Origin of the sequence: Rubellimicrobium rubrum (genome assembly GCF_006152115.1) — a bacterium.
Classification (GTDB): domain Bacteria; phylum Pseudomonadota; class Alphaproteobacteria; order Rhodobacterales; family Rhodobacteraceae; genus Rubellimicrobium; species Rubellimicrobium rubrum.
The window spans coordinates 123,350-142,490 of sequence record NZ_VDFU01000007.1 but is presented as its reverse complement, the minus strand read 5'-3'; the positions used below and the strand labels follow the sequence as shown (position 1 = coordinate 142,490).

Below are 19,141 nucleotides of genomic sequence, written 5' to 3'. Positions count from 1 at the left end.
CGGAAAAGGCCAGCCGGGACCAACGATGGCGGGGAAGCGAACTTTGCGAAACGAGCGTGGAACATTCGCGACCGATCCCGGTTCGGTGGGCCGCATGAGTCAACGGACAGGAGGCCACGATGGCCAACCAAGAAGGCACCAGCACACCTCCGCGCGGCTTTGCAGCCATGGATCCGGAAAAGCAGCGGGCCATCGCCAGCAAGGGCGGCAAGGCTTCGGGCGGGAACTTCCGGAACGATCCCAAGCGTGCGGCGGCGGCCGGTCGAAAGGGCGGCGAGTCGTCGGGTGGCAACTTCGCCAACGACCGCGCGCGTGCGGCCGAGGCCGGTCGCAAGGGCGGCCAGGCGTGATCGGACCAGGGGGGAGGGCGAGAGCGCTCTTCCCCCTTGCATGCAAATACCGAGGGGCGTAGCCCTCCTCCGGTTTTGGGGCGGGGTGAAGCCATGACGACGACGGCGCGGGGCGCGGGCGGATCATTCGCCGGCGCCCAGGGAACGGTCTGGGCCGTTCTGGGCGGAGTGGCCCTCTGCCACTGCATCAACGACATCATGCAATCCCTGGTGTCGGCGATTTATCCACTGCTCGAGGAAGAGTTCGCGCTCTCCTATGCGCAGATCGGCTTCCTCACCTTTGCCTTCACGGTGACGGCATCGGTTCTGCAGCCGCTCGTGGGGGTCGTGACCGACAAGCGGCCCCTGCCTCTGGCGCTTCCGCTCGGAATGGGTGCGACGCTGCTTGGCATCGTGACGCTCGCCTTCGCGCCAAGCTATGCCGTGCTGGTGTCGGGGGCGATGCTCATCGGTCTGGGGTCCGCCATCTTCCACCCCGAGGCATCCCGCGTTGCGCGGGCCGCCTCGGGCGGGCGTTTCGGCACGGCCCAAAGCGTCTTCCAGGTCGGAGGAAACGTGGGGCATGCGGCCGGTCCGCTGCTGGCCGCATTCATCGTCGCGCCCTTCGGGCGGTCGAGCCTTCTGTACTTCACCCTCGGGACAATGCTGGGCATCACCGTCCTGTGGCGGGTGGCCGACTGGTACAGAAAGCGCCCGCCCGCGCCACCGAGGGCGACGCGGGATCAGGGCGTGGCGTCCTTGTCGCGCAGCCGCGTGATGGGCGCTCTGATCGTGCTCGGCATCCTCGTGTTCACCAAGAACGCCTACACCTCGTCGCTGTCGTCGTTCTACACCTTCTACGTCATCGAGCGCTTCGGCCTGTCGGCCCAGCAATCCCAACTCATGCTGTTCGTCTTCCTGGGGGCCATGGCGGCTGGCGTCCTGATCGGCGGACCGATGGGAGACCGGTTCGGCCCGCTGGCGGTGATCTGGTTCTCGATCCTCGGCGTACTGCCGTTCACGTTGGCGCTGCCCTTTGCCAGTCTTTGGGGATCTGTCGTGCTAACTGCCGTGATCGGCGTGGTCATCTCGTCCGCCTTTCCAGCCATCCTCGTCTTTGCCCAGGAACTCGTCCCGGGGCGGGTGGGTCTCATCAATGGGATCTTTTTCGGACTGGCCTTCGGGATGGGGGGCATCGCTGCGGCAGGGCTCGGAGCGCTGGCCGATGCGAGGGGGATCGAGTACGTCTATCAGGTCTGCGCCTGGCTGCCGGCTCTGGGTTTGCTGACCATCTTCCTCCCGCGCGGCGTGTTCGGCACCCGTCGTCTTTGACGCCAAGCGTTATCTGACCCGTGCCACGATCGCGCCGTTCGGCCCCAGCCGCACGCGGCCGTCGGTCCACTGACCATCCTGTGCCAAGAGCGTTTCGCCTTCGCCCGGCAGGTCTGCCTCCACCCCTTGCGGCGAAAGATTGAAGGCGCAAAGCAAGTCGCCACGCCGGAAGGCAAGGATGGGCTCGGGCGTGTCAAGAAACGCGGTGCCGGCCGTACGCAGCGCCGGTTCGTGCCGGCGAAGGTCCAGCATTGCCTTATAGGTGGCGCGGACCGACTGTGGGTCGTTCACCTGCCCGTCCATCGCGTGCAGGCGCTGCGGAGCTTTGATCGGAAGCCAGGGCCGGCCCTCGGTGAAGTCACCCTGCGGGTGAAGCCCGTCCCAGACCATGGGCGTGCGGCACCCGTCCCGTCCCTTGTCCTCGGGCCAGAACGCGATCCCCTGCGGATCGATGACCTCCTCCAACGTCAGATCAGTCTGCGTCTGGCCTAGCTCCTCTCCCTGGTAAAGGCAGACCGACCCTTCGAAGGACAGGAGAAGCATGGCGCACAGCTTGGCGAAGCGGTCCGGGTCGGCAGCGAACCGGGCCCAGCGGCTGGCATGTCGTGGCACGTCGTGGTTGGAAAAGGCCCAGCACGGCCAGCCCTCCGGCGCGAGCTGGCGAAAGCTTTCAAGGGTCGCTCGGAAGAAGGCTGCAGAGAAGCGATCCTCCATCATCTCGAACGAATAGGCCATGTGGAGGCGGTTCCCCGAGGTGTACTCGCCCATCATCTGGATGGGGTGGTGGGCCTCTCCGACCTCTCCCACCGTGACGGTCGCGCCGTAGCTGTCCATGAGACCCCGGATGCGCCCGAGGAAGGCCAGGTTCTCGGGCTGGTTCTTCGAAAACAGGTGGTACTGCATGTCGTAAGTCTTGAAGGCCGGCCTGTCCTTCACCCGGAAGTCGGCGGCATCGTCGCGCAGCAACCGGTCATGAAAGTAGAAGTTCACTGTATCGAAGCGGAAACCGTCCACGCCCCGATCGAGCCAGAACCGGAGGGTCCCGAGTGCCCAGTCCTGCACGTCGGGATTGTGGAAGTTGAGGTCGGGCTGCGACACCATGAAGTTGTGCAGATAGTACTGGAAACGTCGGGCGTCCCACTCCCAGGCCGGGCCGCCAAAGACGGACTGCCAGTTGTTCGGCGGTGTCCCATCGGGGCGAGCGTCCGACCACACGAACCAGTCGGCCTTGGGATTGTCCCGGCTTCGCCGGCTTTCCTGAAACAGGGGATGCGCGGACGAGCAGTGATTCAGCACCTGATCGAGGATAACCCTGAGACCCAGGCGATGCGCCTCGGCCAGCATGGCATCGAAGTCGGCCATCGTTCCGAACAGCGGGTCGACGGCGCGATGGTCGCTGACGTCGTAACCCATGTCCACCATGGGCGAGGGGCAGATAGGCGACAGCCAGATCGCATCAACTCCCAGGTCGGCGATCAAGGGCAGGCGTCTGGTAATTCCCGCCAGATCGCCCACACCGTCGCCGTTCGAATCCTGAAAGCTTCGGGGATAGATCTGATAGGTCACCGACCCACGCCACCAGTCGTCCATGATGTCCATCTCCAAAATCTTTCGAGGCAGACTTGTCCGAAACGCTTCGGACTGGCAAGGTTGAGATGTTCTGGCGATGGCGGCGAGGGTTCATGACGACGCTGAGAGATCTGAGCCAGCGTCTCGGGTTATCCGTCACGCAGGTCAGTCGTGCGCTCAACAACCATGCCGATGTATCTGCCGAAACTCGCGAGCGCGTCCAAGCGGTCGCCCGGAAGTTGGGTTACCAGCCAAACCTATCGGCACGCCGGCTGGCCACGGGCCGATCCGGCATGCTCGGTCTGGTGCTGCCCGACATTCCGCAGGAGCCCGAGGACGGAATGTTCGTTCAGATCGTCGGCGGCCTTTCACAAAGGCTGGCGCGGCTGGGTCGGCAGTTCGTCCTTCATATCGCCGATCCCCAGGACGACATCGTGGAGGTGTACCGTCGTCTGATCGGAGGCGGGGCCATCGACGGCTTCGTCTTGCTGGAGCCCGAGATCAGGGACCGGCGCGTGGCGTTCCTCCGGCAGGCCGGGGTTCCGTTCGTGATCCACGGGCGGGTCGAGGACCCGGAGGATTACCCTTACTACGACATCGACAATCGGAGCGTGGCCCAGCAGCTGACCGGCCACCTCGTCGCCGCCGGCCATCGTCGGATCGCGTTCCTGAACGGGCCGAAGACAAGGACCTATGCCGTCTCGAGGCGGCAAGGCTATCGCATGGCCTTGGCCGAGGCAGGTATCGAGGAAGAACGTGATCTGCACCGGTTCGGTCCCATGAGCGAGGCTCAGGGCCTTCTCGCAGGGGTCAGCCTGTTCGGAGAGGGTGGACCGCGCCCGACTGCGGTGGTGTGCGGAAACACGCGCCTTGCCAAGGGTCTTCTCCAGGCGTTGCAGGCGATCGGTCTCTCCGTTCCTGCGGGTGTGTCCGTAGTGGTGCACGATGATCAGCTGCCCGGGCTCAAGAGCGAGGCCATGGATCCTCCGCTCACTGCAACCTGCTCGCCGCTGGCAGAAAGTTGGCCTCATCTGGCCCGGATCCTGGTTGCGGCGGTCGACGGAGCGCAGCTATCGGCGCTGCAGCTCCTTGGGCATGTAGAGTTTAACGAACGTGGTTCCGTCTCAGTCTGCCGTGACGTCCCAGCAGTTCTCGTTCGTTGACGGAAAGAACTGGTGACGTAAGTTAATGAACTAGAATGAACACGAAATGGTTGACGTGCAAAGCACGCAATCGTTATCGTCCAAAGCGTTTCGGATGACGTCGTGAGCCGCGTCCGGGGGGAACAAGAGGGCGGACTACCGCCTGCATTCGGGAGGACATCCATGATCCATAGGACAAAGGCGATTGCTCTGCGGTCGTCCGCCTTGGCCGCTGTCGCGGCATTGGGCGCATCGGGCGCTTTCGCGCAGGGTGTGGAGGTCACGATCGTGTCCGGCGCCGTGGGCGCGGCGGTCGCGAACTTCGACGCCTTGGTCAAGCCCTGGGAGGAGCGGACCGGCAACGACGCCGTGCTCGTGCCCATGCCCGCGTCCACCACCGACCAGTTCGGTCAGTATCGGCTTTGGCTGGCGGCGCAGAACGGGGACATCGACCTTTACCAGACCGACGTTATCTGGGCGCCACAGCTGGCCGAGCATTTCGTCGATCTCATGCCGGCCGCGCAGGAAGCCGGCCTGATCGAGCAGAACTTCCCCTCGATCATCGAGTCGCAGACGGTCGAAGGACAGCTGATCGCGATCCCGATGTTCACGGACGCGCCCGCCCTGTATTATCGCACCGACCTGCTCGAGAAGCATGGCGCGTCCGTCCCGACCACTTGGGAGGAGCTTCAGCAGACCGCGCAGACCATCCAGGACGCCGAACGTGCCGAGGGCAACTCGGAGATCTGGGGCTTCGTCTGGCAGGGCAATGCCTATGAGGGGCTGACCTGCGATGCGCTCGAATGGATCAAGTCGAATGGCGGCGGGCAGATCATCGAGCCCGACGGGACCATTTCCGTGAACAACGAACAGGCTGCTGCGGCGCTGGACATGGCGGCCGGCTGGGTCGGGACCATATCCCCCGAAGGCGTTCTCGCCTACCAAGAGGAGGAGTCGCGCGGTCTCTGGCAGACTGGAAACGCGGTGTTCATGCGGAACTGGCCTTATGCCTATTTCCTGAGCAACGGTGCTGACTCGGCGGTTGCCGGCAAGTTCGACGTCGCGCCGCTCCCCGCCGGCTCCGGCGAAGGCGCGCAGTCGGCAGCGACGCTGGGCGGCTGGAACATGGCTGTGTCCAAGTACAGCGCCAACCAGGAGGTTGCGATCGACCTCGCGCTTTATCTGGGGTCTGCCGAGGCCCAGAAGCAGCGCGCCTTGAACGAAGGTAACCTGCCCACCATCCAGTCGCTCTACGAGGACCCGGAGATCCTGGAGGCCTACCCCTATTTCGCCCGGTGGCAGGAAGTGTTCCAGACAGCCGTGCCGCGGCCGTCGGCCCCGACCCAGCAGAACTACAACGAAGTCTCGACGATGTTCTTCACGGCCGTCCACAGCGTCATCTCGGGCGAGGAGGACGCCGCGACGGCGCTCGAGGATCTCGAGGCCGACCTCGAGGATCTGCTTCAGGAGTGATCTCCTGATCTTCGGCCCGGGCGGAGCGATCCGCCCGGACCAGACCGGGCTGCGGGCCGTCCCGAGATGCAGACGGAGGTCCGAGCGGCCCCGCCCCCGAGGGAGGATCCGTCACCATGACCACTACCGTAACGGCCCCCGGCCTACGTGCCGCGCGGCAGGAGACGGGCCTCCAGCAGCAGCGCGCCCGCGCCGCCTTCTGGTTCCTGGCGCCGATGCTTCTGATGCTGTTCTTCGTCGCCGCCTGGCCGCTGTTCCGGTCGATCATGTTCTCGTTCACCGACGCGACGGCGAACACGATCTTCAACGGGCAGTCTGAATGGGTCGGCTTCGACAACTACCTGACATGGCGCGTTCGCGACAACGGTGACATTCGCTGGAGGGGCGTCCTCGCGGATCCCGACTGGTGGAACGCCGTCTGGAACACGGTTCGCTTCGCCTTCGTCTCGGTGACGCTCGAGACCGTCCTCGGCCTTCTGGTCGCATTGGTCTTGAACGCTGAATTCAAGGGTCGCGGCTTTGTCCGGGCGGCCATCCTGATCCCGTGGGCGATCCCGACGATCGTCTCTGCCCGGATGTGGGGATGGATGCTGAACGACCAGTTCGGCATCATCAACGATCTGCTCTTGCAGCTGAACCTGATCGACTCTCCGATCGCGTGGACGGCACGGCCGGACACGGCCATGATCGCCGTGCTGATCGTGGACATCTGGAAGACGACGCCGTTCATGGCCCTGCTGATGCTCGCAGGTTTGCAGATGATTCCGCGCGACATGTACGAAAGCGCCAAGATCGACGGCATTCACCCGGTCAAAGTTTTCTTCCGCGTGACGCTCCCGCTGCTTCGACCTGCTCTGATGGTGGCGGTGATCTTCCGTCTTCTGGACGCTCTTCGGATCTTTGACCTGATCTACGTGCTGACCCCCCGATCCGAAGGAACGGTCACCATGTCGGTGCTGAGCTACCTGAATCTTCAGCAGTTCGGCGACTACGGCGAGGGGTCGGCCCAGTCGACGCTGCTGTTCCTCATTATCGCGGTGTTCGTGGTGCTCTACATCTGGCTGGGCCGCGTCGATTTGAGCGGGGAGCGCAGCTGATGACCGCTTCATCCATCTTCTGGAACGTCATGTTCTATATCGGGGTGGCGCTGATCGTCCTGGTTGCCGTCTTCCCGTTCTACTACGCCGTGCTTTCGAGCTTTGAGACGGGCACGCAGCTGTTCATCCCGAATTACCTGCCGCAGTCGTTCGACCTCAGCAACTACACGAGCGTCCTGACGGCGCGGTCCTTTGGCCGGAGCGTGCTGAACTCGGTCTTCGTGGCCTCGGTCACGGTGATCGCGGCCCTGTTCCTTGCCGTGACGGCCTCCTACGCTCTGGCGCGGGTGCGGTTCCGGGGTCGTGGGCTCCTGCTCATGACGATTCTGGCGGTGTCCATGTTCCCGCAGATCGCGGTGCTGTCGGGCCTTTTCGAACTCATCAACTGGCTGGGGCTCTACAACACGCCGTGGTCCCTGATCCTGAGCTACACGATCTTCACGCTGCCCTTCACCGTCTGGGTGCTGACCACGTTCATGCGCGACCTGCCAGTGGAGATTGAGGAAGCGGCCATCGTGGATGGAGCGAGCCCCTGGATCATCATCTCGCGGGTTTTCCTGCCTTTGCTCTGGCCGGCGCTTGTCACCACGGGCCTCCTTGCGTTCATTGGGGCTTGGAACGAGTTCCTGTTCGCCCTCACCTTCACGGTGGATGAATCGCGGCGAACGGTTCCGGTCGCGATCGCCCTCCTGTCCGGCGCCTCCGTTCAGGAGATCCCGTGGGGCCCGATCATGGCGGCATCCGTTCTCGTGACGGTGCCGCTGATCGTCCTCGTCCTCATCTTCCAGCGTAAGATCGTGGCGGGCCTGACCGCCGGCGGCGTCAAGGGGTAAGCCATGGCCAACATCCAGCTTCGCAACGTCACCAAGACCTACGGGGCCGTCACGGTCATCAAGGGAATCGACCTCGAGATCCGGCGTGGCGAGTTCATGGTCTTCGTCGGTCCGTCGGGCTGCGGAAAATCCACGCTGCTGCGCCTGATCTCGGGGCTCGAGAGCATCAGCACCGGCGATATGTATTTCGACGGGGAGTTGATGAACAACGTCATGCCGTCGAAGCGCGGGATAGCAATGGTGTTCCAGAGCTACGCTTTGTACCCCCACATGACCGTGTACGACAACATGGCCTTCGGGATGAAGCTCGGGGGCTCCAGCAAGTCGGAGATGGAAGCCCGGGTTCGCCGCGCAGCCTCCATGCTGCAGATCGACCACCTTCTGGACCGGCTGCCCAAGCAACTGTCGGGCGGCCAGCGGCAGCGAGTGGCGATCGGGCGCGCCATCGTGCGTGATCCCCGGGTGTTCCTGTTCGATGAGCCGCTGTCCAATCTCGATGCGGCTCTGCGAGTGCAGACCAGGCTCGAGATCGCGAAGCTGCATCACGAGATGCGCGACGTCACCATGATCTACGTAACCCACGATCAGGTGGAGGCGATGACACTGGCGGACCGCATCTGCGTGCTCCGCGACGGCCTCGTGGAGCAGGTGGGAACGCCGACCGAGCTTTACGATCATCCGAACTCGATCTTCGTCGCCGGATTCATCGGCAGCCCCAAGATGAACTTTCTGGACGGGCAGTTCGCTGCCCCGCATGGCTGCGCCACGCTGGGCATCCGGTCCGAGCACATCGACATCGTGCCCCAAGGCGCGGGGCTGTGGACCGGCACGGTCATCCACGCCGAGGATTTGGGGAGCGACAATTACCTGTTCGTGGACCTCGGGGCCAAGGAGCCCGTGATCGTCCGCCAGCCCGGCAAGGTGGCAATCCCGGAAGGATCGACCGTGTCTCTCATGCCCCGGGCAGGACTGCTGCACCGTTTCGACGAGTCCGGCCGCCCGGTTCAGGCGCCACTCGCGGCGGAATGACAGCGCACGCTGGCATCACCTCTTAGCGCCCTAGGTCCTGTTGGCCTTGACGCTTTGCATTGGCATTCCCACCCTTGAAATGGCGGTCCCGTCTGACCGCGTACCAGAGCGGTGGACATGGCCAAGGACCTATCGGACGTGAGGGCGGCAGAGCCGCCGGCCAAGCCCGACTGGGCCATGTCACGGCGCGAGCAGGCTGCGGCGGAGCGTGTTCGGCAGAGTCTTCCCAAAAAGCGGCGGATCTGGCCTTGGGTCCTTCTTGTTGTGGCTCTTGCGGCTGTCGCCCTCGGCGTCTGGCAGTGGCGTCAAAGCCAGACCACGACGGCAGCAGGGGATGCTCAGCCCGTTGCCGAGTCGGAGACGACGCGCGCGACCCAGATCAACCGTGATGAATGGACTCTTGTGGAGCCTTCGACGCTTCGGCGGACCGTCAAGGTGATCGGGACGTTCCAGCCCTCGCGCCGTACCGACCTGTCCGCCGAGACCGGAGGGCGGGTCGAGAGCGTCGCGGTCCGTCCGGGCGATCCGGTGAGCGAGGGGCAGACCCTCGTGCAACTGGACGTGGAGCGCCTGACGCTGGAGGTGGAACTGGCACGCAGCAACGCCGAAGCGACCCGGTCTCAGCTTGCCCTTGCCGAGGATCAACTGCAGCGCCAGCAGGCACTGGTGGAGCGAGGGGTCGCGGCCGAGACCTCCGTCAACGAGTTGCGGACCAACGTGCAGGCGTTGCGGGCGAACGTGGCGGCCCAGGAAGATCAGATCCGCGCGGCGGAACTCGCGCTCGAGGGGGCGACGGTCCGAGCGCCCTTCTCTGGGATCGTGGCGTCGCGCTCTGTGGAGCCAGGGTCGGTCGTGGCAGCCGGGACGCCGTTGCTTACGATCGTGGACCTGAGCCAGATGGAGATGCAGGCCTCCGCTCCTGTCGGTGCGGGCGCGCAGGTGCGCGTGGGTCAGACGGTGGAGATCGGGGTCGATGGGATCGAAGGTCGGATCTTCCAAGGCACCGTGGCACGGATCGCCCCGGTCGCCCAGGAGGGAACGCGGACGCTCCCGGTCTTTGTCGAGGTGGCGAACGACGACGGTGTGCTCCTGGGTGGAATGTTCGGCAGCGGCCAGATCGTCACCGCCGAGGCCCTCGACGCGGTAGCCGTTCCGGTAGCTGCCGTCCGCGAGGAGGGCGGCACTCATGTGCTCTTGGTTGAAGGAGAGGCTCTGGCCCGAAGGGACGTGACTCCGGTCGAGGAGTGGCCGGGTGGGTTGCTTCAAGTCGAAGGGCTGGAGGGGGGCGAACGGGTCGTGACCACGGCGCTGGAGGGCCTCGAGCCTGGGGAAGCTATCGAGCTCGTGGACTTCTGACGTGTTCCTGACCCGCATCAGCGTGAGCCAGCCGGTGTTCGCCACCATGGTGATGGTGGCGATCATGGTGTTCGGGCTGGTCAGCTTTTCCCGCCTGCCGATCGAGCAGCTGCCTGATGTCGACTTCCCGGTAGTCGCGGTCGTAGTGTCCTATCCTGGCGCAAGCCCCGAGGCCGTAGAGGCCGACGTGGTCGAACCGATCGAGGAGTCGGTCAGCACCATCGCCGGGATCGACGAGGTGCAGTCCACGGCGCAGGCCGGTCAGGCCATTATCGTCATGTTCTTCGACCTGGGCGTGCAGTCGGCCGATGCCGCGCAGGATGTGCGGGACAAGGTCGCGACGGTGAGCGCCGCCCTTCCTGACGGAGCCGAGGACCCGCAGATCCTGCGCTTCGACCCGGCCGAACAGCCGATCATGTCGCTCGCGGTGAGCGGAACGCTCGACGCGCGGGACCTGACATCCTTGGCCGAAGACGTGATCTCCCGGCGGCTCCTGGCGATCCAGGGCGTCGGTCGTGCGTCGGTCGTGGGGGGAACCCCGCGCCAGATCGATATCTTGCTCGACCCCGACCGGATGAACGCCTTTGGGATCGGCGTAGGCCAGGTCACTGCCGCCCTTGCGGCCGAGAACCAAGATGAACCCGCCGGTGAGATCGATACCGGTCGGACCGTGCAGACCGTTACGGTGGAAGGCCGCGTCGAAAGGGCCGAGGACTTCCTCGACCTTACCGTCGGCCTGCAGGGAGGACAGCCCGTGACGCTGGGCGACGTCGCCACCTTGCAGAGCGCTTCTGGCAACACGAACTCTCTGGCGCTCCTGGACGGCGGGCAGGCCCTCGCGATCGACGTCGTCAAGCAGCAGGGCGCCAACACGGTCGAGGTCGCCCGGCAGATCCGAGCGGCGGTCGAGGAGATGAACGCCACCGACATGCCCGAAGGCGTGTCCATCGATATCGTCAGCGACAACGCCGTGGAGGTCGAGGAAAGCTACTCGAGCGTGCAGTCCATGCTGATCGAAGGGGCGGTCCTGGCCACGGTGATCGTCTTCCTGTTCCTGAACTCCTGGCGTTCGACGCTCATCACCGGTCTCACGCTGCCCATCTCGGTCATAGGCACCATGACGGTGATCTACGCGCTGGGCTTCACGCTGAACATCATGACGCTGCTGGCGCTCAGCCTCGCTATCGGGTTGCTGATCGACGATGCCATCGTCGTGCGTGAGAACATCGTGCGTCACCTCCGCATGGGAAAGCCGCATCGGCAAGCGGCGCTGGAAGGCACGGACGAGATCGGGCTTGCCGTTCTGGCGACCACCTTCTCCATCGTCGCGGTGTTCCTTCCCGTGGCGTTCATGGAGGGGATCATCGGCCGGTTCTTCCTGCAGTTCGGCGTCACCGTATCCGTCGCGGTGCTGATCTCGCTGTTCGTGGCCTTCACGCTCGACCCCATGCTGTCATCGGTCTGGTATGATCCATCGGCGGACCCGCAAACTCCCAAGGGGCCGGTCTGGCGGCTCGTGGACCGTTTCGATCGCGCCTTCGAGGCGCTTGGCCGAGGGTACGGGAGGCTGATCCGGCTGACCTTGCGCCACCGTTACACGACTCTGCTCGTGGCGCTGCTGACTTTCGTGGGCAGCTTCGCCCTGGTGCCCCTGGTCGGCGCGGAGTTCGCCCCCGCCGTGGACGACGGACGGTTCCAGGTAGAGATCGAGACCCCCCCTGGTTCATCGCTCGACCACATGGCATCCAAGATCCGGCAAGCCGACGCGGTGCTGGCCGCATTCCCCGAGGTGGCGCGCACCTACGCAACCGTCAATTCCGGCACGTCGGCCAACGGCGTGACCCAAGCCACGATCCAGGTGAGCATGGTCCCGGCCGAGGAGCGCGCATTGACTCCGCAAGACATGACCGAACCCGTGCGGGACGCGTTGGCGGTCATTCCCGGCATCGAGGTCACGATCGGAGCAGCGGGTGGTCTGGGTGGCGTTCAGGCTCCGGTCGAGTTGACCTTGTCTGGCGACAGCTTCGTCGAGCTGGAGCGCCTCGCGGACGTTCTATCGGCCCGGCTCGAGGAGATCGAAGGTCTGGCCGATGTCACCAGCAGCCTTCAGGAAGTCGAGCCTGTCCTGGCCGTCCGGCTCAACCGAGACGCGGCCAACGATCTGGGCGTGAGCCTCGCTGCGGTGGGGGACTCCCTTTCGACACTTCTCGGTGGGCAGAATGTCGGTGAGTGGACGGCGCCGGACGGACGGAACTACGCCTTGAACGTGCAACTGCCCGATGAGGCTCGCACCGATGCGGACAGCCTTGGTGCCCTTCCCATCGCGAACAGCGGGGGCCAGCTCATCCGGCTGGATCAGGTGGCCGTACTCGCGCCCTCGGTCGGGCCGTCCGAGATCAACCGGCAGGATCTGTCTCGGACGGTCTCGGTGTCCGCGAACCTTTCGGGTGTGACGCTTGGCGAGGTGCTGCCCGAGGTCACCGCGGCGACCGAAGCGCTGGATCTGCCGCCCGGCTACCGGGTGAGCCAAGGCGGCGACGCCGAGCAACTGCAGGAGTCGGGTGCCTCGGCGCTGACCGCGCTCATCCTCGCTGTGGTGTTCATTTATCTGGTGCTGGCCTCCCAGTTCGGAAGCTTTCTACAGCCGCTGGCGATCATGATGTCGCTGCCGCTGGCCCTGATCGGCGTGCTCCTCGGGCTCCTGATCGGAGGCAGCACCCTCAACATCTTCTCGGCTATCGGGTTCATCATGCTCATGGGCCTGGTGGTGAAGAACGCTATCCTGCTGGTGGACAATGCGAATCATAGGGTGCGTGAAGGGGTCAATCTGTACGACGCGCTGGTGATGGCGGGGCAGACCCGGTTCCGGCCCATCGTGATGACGACCCTGGCCATGATCTTCGGCATGCTGCCCCTGGCTCTCAACATCCACGAAGGCAGCGGGCAGAACGCCCCGATGGCCCATGCGGTGATCGGCGGCCTGATCTCGTCCACGCTGCTCACCCTGGTCGTGGTGCCCGTGGTGCTGACCTTCGTGGACGGGCTAGGCCGACGGGTGGCCCGGCTGCTCCCGACCCCGCCCGATCACGGAGCACCGGCCGAGTAGGACCCTTTCGGACTTCGCGCGCGGCTGACATGGTGCCCGCGAAAGGGAGGAGCGTCATGGTGCATTCATTTCCGGATCTTCCGGCCGAAGGGCTGTTCGTCGGACGGATCTGGCGCAAGGGGCTAGGGCCGAGCGTCGTCACTGTGCGGTCAGGGGCGGTGTTCGACATCACCTCGCCCCACGTCCCGACCATCAGTGCTCTCCTTGAGAGCGACGATCTGCCTGCGCTTGTGCGGGATCTCCCGGCTGAAGAGGTGGGATCCCTGGACCGGTTGGCCGAGGCCAGTCTGGCGGCTGCACGGTCGGGCGATCCCGATGCCACGCGTTTCCTCGCGCCTTGCGATCTCCAGGCCGTGAAAGCCTGCGGCGTCACCTTCGCCCGTTCCATGATCGAGCGGGTCATCGAGGAACGCGCGGGCGGCGACCCCGCGCGAGCCGAAGGCATTCGCGTGCGCGTGGGCGAGGTGGTAGGCGAGCGGCTGCGGGACCTCGTGCCGGGATCGGACGCGGCAGCCGAGGTCAAGCGCGTCCTGCAAGCCGAGGGGCTGTGGTCGCAGTACCTCGAGGTCGGCATCGGTCCGGATGCCGAGGTCTTCACCAAGTGCTCCCCGATGGCAGCGGTGGGCTGGGGTTCTGACGTCGGTCTCCACCCCATATCCCGCTGGAACAATCCCGAGCCCGAGGTCGTGCTGGCCTGCGACAGCCAAGGACGCATTCGTGGCGCATCCCTCGGCAACGACGTGAACCTCCGCGACGTGGAGGGGCGTTCGGCGCTGCTCTTGGGCAAGGCGAAGGACAACAACGCGAGCGCCGCGATCGGGCCTTTCATCCGGCTTCTCGACGACAAATTCACAATCGACCATGTACGGCAACTGGAGCTGACGCTGGTCGTGGAGGGGGACGGCGGTTACCGCATGGAAGGCCGGTCCTCCATGCGCGAGATCAGCCGCGACCCGGTCGATCTTGCCGCGCAGACCTGCGGCCAACACCACCAGTATCCCGATGGGTTCATGCTCTACCTCGGCACCCTGTTCGCGCCGGTGGAGGATCGCGACGGGCCGGGGCAGGGGTTCACCCACCATCTGGGGGATCGTGTGACAATTGCAGCGCCCGAGCTTGGCGCGCTTGTGAATACCGTGCGGCTCGCGATAGAGGTGCCGGCATGGACATTCGGCCTTGGGGCTCTCATGCGGAACTTGGCAGACCGTAAACTGCTTGCGGGTTCCTGAAGCCAGTTCGCCTTCCTGAGCCTGACGGTCCCGCAATGACGTAACCCAAGTCGGGCCATCCCCTGGCCAAGGTGTTCGCAAGAGGCATCCCTTCGGCTAGCATGGAGGCGGAGGATGCCCCATGACCATGACCGAACTTCTTTCGACTCAACTGACCGACCCGTTCCGCCTCGGGCTGATCGTGGCTCTTGTGGTCACCATGCTCAGGACAGAAGCCGTCACAGGTCGATGGCTGCCACTGGCCGCAGGCGTGCTCTTCGTGGCCTTCATCATCCCGGCCACGATGGGGCAGGGCGCGGCCACGCCGTTCTGGCAACTCGTGGCTGCAGGCGTGATCGCCAATGTTCTGCTGCTCGCGGTGGTCATGGCGATCCGCCATGTCGTGCTGCGCATCATGCCCTGACATGCGAACCGCCCCGGAGATATCTCCGGGGCGGCTGCATCGGCGCAATGATGTCAGGCGATCAGCGATGCATCTTGTGCTCAGGATCGTCGGTGAACATCGACTTGTTCTGGGTGCCGCCGGGAACGAAGATCGCTCCGATGATGACGGTCATGGCCGCCACGATGATGGCATACCACAGGCCCGAGTAGATGTTTCCGGTCTGCGCCGAGATCGCGAAGGCGGTCGCGGGCAGCAGGCCGCCGAACCAGCCGTTGCCGATGTGATAGGGCAGCGACAGGCCCGAGTAGCGGATCCGGGTCGGGAACATCTCGCAGAGCATGGCCGCGATCGGGCCATACACCATGGTGACGAGCAGGATCAGGTAGGTGAGGATCGCGATGATCGCGAGCTTCTGGCCGGTGAAGATGTCCACGAAGTTCGAGGCCACCGCCACCGAGGTGTTGTCAGCCGCGACGAGCGGGTAGCCCGCGCCCTTGAGAGCGTCAGCGACGCTAGTGTCGAAGGTGGACTTGGCGGCTGCGAGTTCTTCGCCCGCCAGGTTCCCGGCGTCGTAGGACGGGATGACCGCGTCACCGATCTGGATGGCGGCGGCGGTCGCATTCGGATCTTCGATGGTGGTGTAGTTGACCGAGGTCCGGGCAAGCTGGGCCTTGGCGATGTCGCAGGACGAGGTGAACTTGGCCGTTCCGGTCGGGTTGAACTGGAACGAGCAGTCTTCGGGATTCGCCGTCACCGTGACCGGGGTCTGGTGGGCGGCATGCAGCGCCGGATTGGCGACGCGGGTCAGGGCCTCGAAGACCGGGAAGTAGGTCAGGGCTGCGATAAGGCAGCCGGCGAGGATGATCGGCTTGCGGCCGATGCGGTCCGAGAGCGAGCCGAAGAACAGGAAGCCACCGGTGCCCAGGATCAGCGACCAGGCCACGAGGACGTTGGCGGTGAAGCTGTCCACCTTGATGACGTTCTGGAGGAAGAAGAGTGCGTAGAACTGGCCCGAGTACCAGACCACGGCCTGACCGGCAGTGAGGCCGAACAGCGCGATCAGGGCAAACTTGCCGTTCCTCCAGTTGCCGAAGGCTTCGCGCAGCGGCGCCTTGGACGCCGAGCCTTCTTCCTTCATGGCTTTGAAGGCGGGCGATTCGTTCATCTGCAGACGGATGTAGAGCGAGATCAGGAGCAGGAAGACTGAGCCCAGGAACGGGATCCGCCAGCCCCAAGCGTTGAACGCCTTCTGCATCATCGGCGAGCCGTCGAGGTTGGTCATCGCAGCGCCCGCCGCGTCAAGAACGGGCTGGTCGGGCCAGTTTCCGTTCACGTAACCCTGCACCGAGATGATCACGATCAGCGAGAGCAGCAGGCCCAGCGTCGCCGTGGTCTGGATGAATGCGGTGTAGTAGCCACGACGCCCGATGGGTGCATGCTCGGCCACATAGACTGCGGCGCCGCCGTACTCGCCCCCGAGCGCGAGGCCCTGCAGCATCCGCAGCACGATCAGGATGATCGGCGCGGCCACGCCCCATTGGTAGTAGTTGGGCAGGAGACCCACAAGGAATGTGGACAGGCCCATGATAAGGATCGTCATCAGGAAGGTGTATTTCCGGCCGACCAGGTCACCCAGCGAGCCGAACACCAGCGCGCCGAACGGGCGGACAATGAAGCCCGCCGCGAACGCCAGGAGCGCGAAGACGTTCCGCGTGGCCTCGGGGAACGGCGTGAAGAACTGCGCGCCGATAATCGCGGCGAGCGAGCCGTAAAGGTAGAAGTCGTACCACTCGAAGATTGTGCCGGCGGAGGAGGCCATGATGACCTTCTTCTCCTCGGCGGTCATGGGACGCGTGCGGTTCACGCCGGTCCCTGCGTCGATCGATGCCATTCCTTCCTCCTTGATGCCGGTCGTTGCCGGCCGTCTCCTCCCGCGCCGCTTGGCATGGCTCCGGCTTCCCCTCCTCTTGGGAAGGACGGGCCCGGCGCGGGTCGTTGGCTGGGTATCCCCGGCCCGGTTCAGTCCGGGCCGGGGCAGTCAGTCATGACGTGCCGCGGTTCATGCGGTTCTCGATGAGCTCCTCGACGACGCCGGGGTCGGCGAGCGTCGAGATGTCGCCCAGTGCGCCGAAGTCATTCTCGGCGATCTTGCGCAGGATGCGGCGCATGATCTTGCCCGACCGGGTCTTGGGCAGGCCGGGCGCCCACTGGATCAGGTCGGGCTTGGCGATCGGCCCGATCTCCTGGCGGACCCAGGTTTCGAGCTGCTTGCGCAGCTCCTCGGTCGGCTCCACGCCACGCATCAGGGTGACATAAGCGTAGATGCCCTGGCCCTTGATGTCGTGCGGGTAGCCCACAACCGCGGCCTCGGCCACGACTTCGTGGGCCACGAGGGCGCTTTCAATCTCGGCCGTGCCCATCCGGTGCCCGGACACGTTGAGCACGTCGTCCACGCGGCCGGTAATCCAATAATAACCGTCCTCATCGCGCCGGCAGCCGTCGCCGGTGAAGTAGAGGCCCGGGTACTGCGCGAAGTAGGTGTCCTCGAACCGCTTGTGGTCGCCCCAGACGGTGCGCATCTGCCCTGGCCAGGAGTCCGCGATGCAGAGCACGCCCTCGGTCTTGGTGTCCTCGATGACCTCGCCCGAGGAGGCGTCAACCACGACCGGCTTGATGCCCCAGAACGGCGTCGTGGCCGAACCGGGCTTGAGCGTCGTCGCCTTGGGGTGCGGGCAGATCAGGTGGCCGCCGGTCTCGGTCTGCCAGTAGGCGTCGATCACGGGCAGCTTACCCTTGCCGACATGCTGGTGATACCAGTTCCAGGCTTCGGGGTTGATGGGCTCGCCCACCGTGCCGAGTAGCTTCAGCGAGGACAGGTCGTGCTTGTCCACCCATTCCGTGCCTTGCGCCATCAAGGAGCGGATCGCGGTGGGGGCGCTATGGAAGTGGGTCACTTTGTGCTTGTCCACCACCTCCCAGAAGCGGCCCGGATCGGGCCAGGTGGGAATGCCCTCGAACATGAGGACGGTAGCGCCATTCGCGAGTGGACCATAGACGATGTAGCTGTGCCCGGTCACCCAGCCCACGTCCGCCGTGCACCACCAGATGTCTCCGGGCTGGTAGTCGAAGCAGACCTCGTGCGTGAGGGACGTGTAGGCGAGATAGCCCCCGGATGTGTGCACCACGCCCTTGGGCTTGCCGGTGGAGCCGGAGGTGTAAAGGATGAACAGCGGATCCTCGGCTCCCATCTCGGCATAGGAGCAATAGGATGGGGCGTTCCGCATCTCCTCGGTCAGGTCGATGTCGCGCCCTTCCGTCCAGTGAATCTGCCCACCCGTGTGACGGACGACCATGCACTTGACCTTGTCCGAGCAGTGCAGGAGCGCGGCGTCGGTGTTCGACTTGAGAGGGGTGGTCTTGCCGCCACGGGGCGCGAAGTCAGCGGTGATGACCACAGACGCGTCCGAGTCGTTGATGCGGTTGGCCAGCGAGTCCGGCGAGAACCCTCCGAACACGACGGAATGGATGGCTCCGATCCGAGCACAGGCTAGCATTGCGAACGCTGCTTCGGGGATCATCGGCAGATAAATCACGACCCGGTCGCCCTTGCGGACACCGTGGGCCTTGAGAACGTTCGAGATGCGGCAGGTCTCTTCCAGCAACTCGCGATAGGTAATGTGGCGAGCGGGAGCCTTGGGGTTGTCAGGCTCCCAGATGATGGCGACGCGATCGGGATTGGTGGCGACATGCCGATCGATGCAGTTCGCCGATACGTTCAGCGTGCCGTCCTCGAACCACTTGATCGACACGTTGTCCTTTTCAAAGGAGGTGTTCTTGACCTTGGTCGGCGGGGTGATCCAGGTCAGCCGCCTGGCCTGCGCACCCCAGAAGGTATCAGGGTCCGTCACGGAGGCGTCGTAGTACCGCTTGTAGGCTTCGCCCTCGGTCGGCGCGGACGCGGTGGCATCGGCGGCAGTGCCCTGGGCACCCCGCAGCTCGTGGTCGAGCATCATTCTCTCCTCCTCGTGCCGGGATCTTGGTCCCTGGCGTCCGTCAGACCTGCACGTCCGACGCTCCATCCCATGTCAACGATACGTTAATGGACCGAGGGAAAGTTCGCCTTGGTTCCTCGCTTGCGCACTTTCGTCAACAAATTGACAGTCCTGGCCGAGTGGGTGTGAAAACGCGTCACCGCCGTTTGTGTATCTCTATATTCTATAAACAAAATAGCGTTGACAGGCCGAGTGAGGCTTGATGTTTG

Annotated in this window: 14 protein-coding genes; 11 read left to right on the top strand and 3 right to left on the bottom strand. The window is 64.7% G+C overall.

Annotated elements, in window-relative coordinates; genetic code table 11:
* Positions 1-119 precede the first annotated feature (119 nt).
* Together FHG66_RS08360 and FHG66_RS08355 are read left to right on the top strand one after the other, a co-directional pair.
* Positions 120-350 carry a con-10 family general stress protein gene (locus FHG66_RS08360; RefSeq protein ID WP_139076291.1) on the top strand — a complete coding sequence of 77 codons (231 nt, stop codon included), beginning with the start codon at positions 120-122 and terminating at the stop codon, positions 348-350.
* Positions 351-443: 93 nt separating this feature from the next.
* Positions 444-1,661 carry an MFS transporter gene (locus FHG66_RS08355; RefSeq protein ID WP_139076290.1) on the top strand — a complete coding sequence of 406 codons (1,218 nt, stop codon included), beginning with the start codon at positions 444-446 and terminating at the stop codon, positions 1,659-1,661.
* Positions 1,662-1,670: 9 nt separating this feature from the next.
* On the opposite strand, the gene FHG66_RS08350 is transcribed toward FHG66_RS08355, so the two are convergent.
* The gene (locus tag FHG66_RS08350) at positions 1,671-3,251 is read right to left on the bottom strand and encodes an alpha-amylase family glycosyl hydrolase (protein ID WP_139076358.1); all 1,581 of its coding nucleotides are present in this window, start codon (positions 3,249-3,251) and stop codon (positions 1,671-1,673) included.
* A gap of 92 nt (positions 3,252-3,343) precedes the next feature.
* On the opposite strand from FHG66_RS08350, the gene FHG66_RS08345 reads away from it, so the two are divergent.
* From FHG66_RS08345 to FHG66_RS08305, 9 genes are all read left to right on the top strand, one after another.
* Positions 3,344-4,393 carry a LacI family DNA-binding transcriptional regulator gene (locus FHG66_RS08345; protein WP_176556168.1) on the top strand — a complete coding sequence of 350 codons (1,050 nt, stop codon included), beginning with the start codon at positions 3,344-3,346 and terminating at the stop codon, positions 4,391-4,393.
* Positions 4,394-4,555: 162 nt separating this feature from the next.
* Positions 4,556-5,845 (top strand): ABC transporter substrate-binding protein, encoded by a 1,290-nt coding sequence (locus FHG66_RS08340; protein WP_139076288.1) that lies wholly within the window; start codon positions 4,556-4,558, stop codon positions 5,843-5,845.
* 116 nt (positions 5,846-5,961) lie between these two features.
* Entirely contained in the window at positions 5,962-6,942 is a 981-nt protein-coding gene (locus FHG66_RS08335; protein ID WP_139076287.1) for a carbohydrate ABC transporter permease, read from the top strand.
* A complete protein-coding gene (locus tag FHG66_RS08330; protein WP_139076286.1) occupies positions 6,942-7,775 on the top strand; it encodes a carbohydrate ABC transporter permease in 834 nt (277 codons plus the stop codon). Before FHG66_RS08335 ends, FHG66_RS08330 begins: the two co-directional genes overlap by 1 nt.
* 3 nt (positions 7,776-7,778) lie before the next feature.
* Positions 7,779-8,804, top strand: coding sequence for an ABC transporter ATP-binding protein (locus FHG66_RS08325; protein ID WP_139076285.1), 1,026 nt, complete (start codon positions 7,779-7,781; stop codon positions 8,802-8,804).
* Positions 8,805-8,921: 117 nt separating this feature from the next.
* Positions 8,922-10,160 carry an efflux RND transporter periplasmic adaptor subunit gene (locus FHG66_RS08320; RefSeq protein ID WP_139076284.1) on the top strand — a complete coding sequence of 413 codons (1,239 nt, stop codon included), beginning with the start codon at positions 8,922-8,924 and terminating at the stop codon, positions 10,158-10,160.
* 1 nt (position 10,161) lies between these two features.
* Positions 10,162-13,266 carry an efflux RND transporter permease subunit gene (locus FHG66_RS08315; RefSeq protein WP_139076283.1) on the top strand — a complete coding sequence of 1,035 codons (3,105 nt, stop codon included), beginning with the start codon at positions 10,162-10,164 and terminating at the stop codon, positions 13,264-13,266.
* Positions 13,267-13,322: 56 nt separating this feature from the next.
* Entirely contained in the window at positions 13,323-14,495 is a 1,173-nt protein-coding gene (locus tag FHG66_RS08310) for a fumarylacetoacetate hydrolase family protein (RefSeq protein ID WP_139076282.1), read from the top strand.
* A gap of 121 nt (positions 14,496-14,616) precedes the next feature.
* Positions 14,617-14,898 carry a hypothetical protein gene (locus tag FHG66_RS08305; protein ID WP_139076281.1) on the top strand — a complete coding sequence of 94 codons (282 nt, stop codon included), beginning with the start codon at positions 14,617-14,619 and terminating at the stop codon, positions 14,896-14,898.
* Positions 14,899-14,959: 61 nt separating this feature from the next.
* Here the strand turns inward: FHG66_RS08305 and FHG66_RS08300 are convergent, their stop codons facing one another.
* Both FHG66_RS08300 and acs read right to left on the bottom strand, forming a co-directional pair.
* The gene (locus tag FHG66_RS08300) at positions 14,960-16,771 is read right to left on the bottom strand and encodes an MFS transporter (protein ID WP_218013806.1); all 1,812 of its coding nucleotides are present in this window, start codon (positions 16,769-16,771) and stop codon (positions 14,960-14,962) included.
* Between the two features lie 151 nt (positions 16,772-16,922).
* Positions 16,923-18,890 carry an acetate--CoA ligase gene (gene acs, locus FHG66_RS08295; RefSeq protein ID WP_139076356.1) on the bottom strand — a complete coding sequence of 656 codons (1,968 nt, stop codon included), beginning with the start codon at positions 18,888-18,890 and terminating at the stop codon, positions 16,923-16,925.
* Between the last annotated feature and the right edge of the window lie 251 nt (positions 18,891-19,141).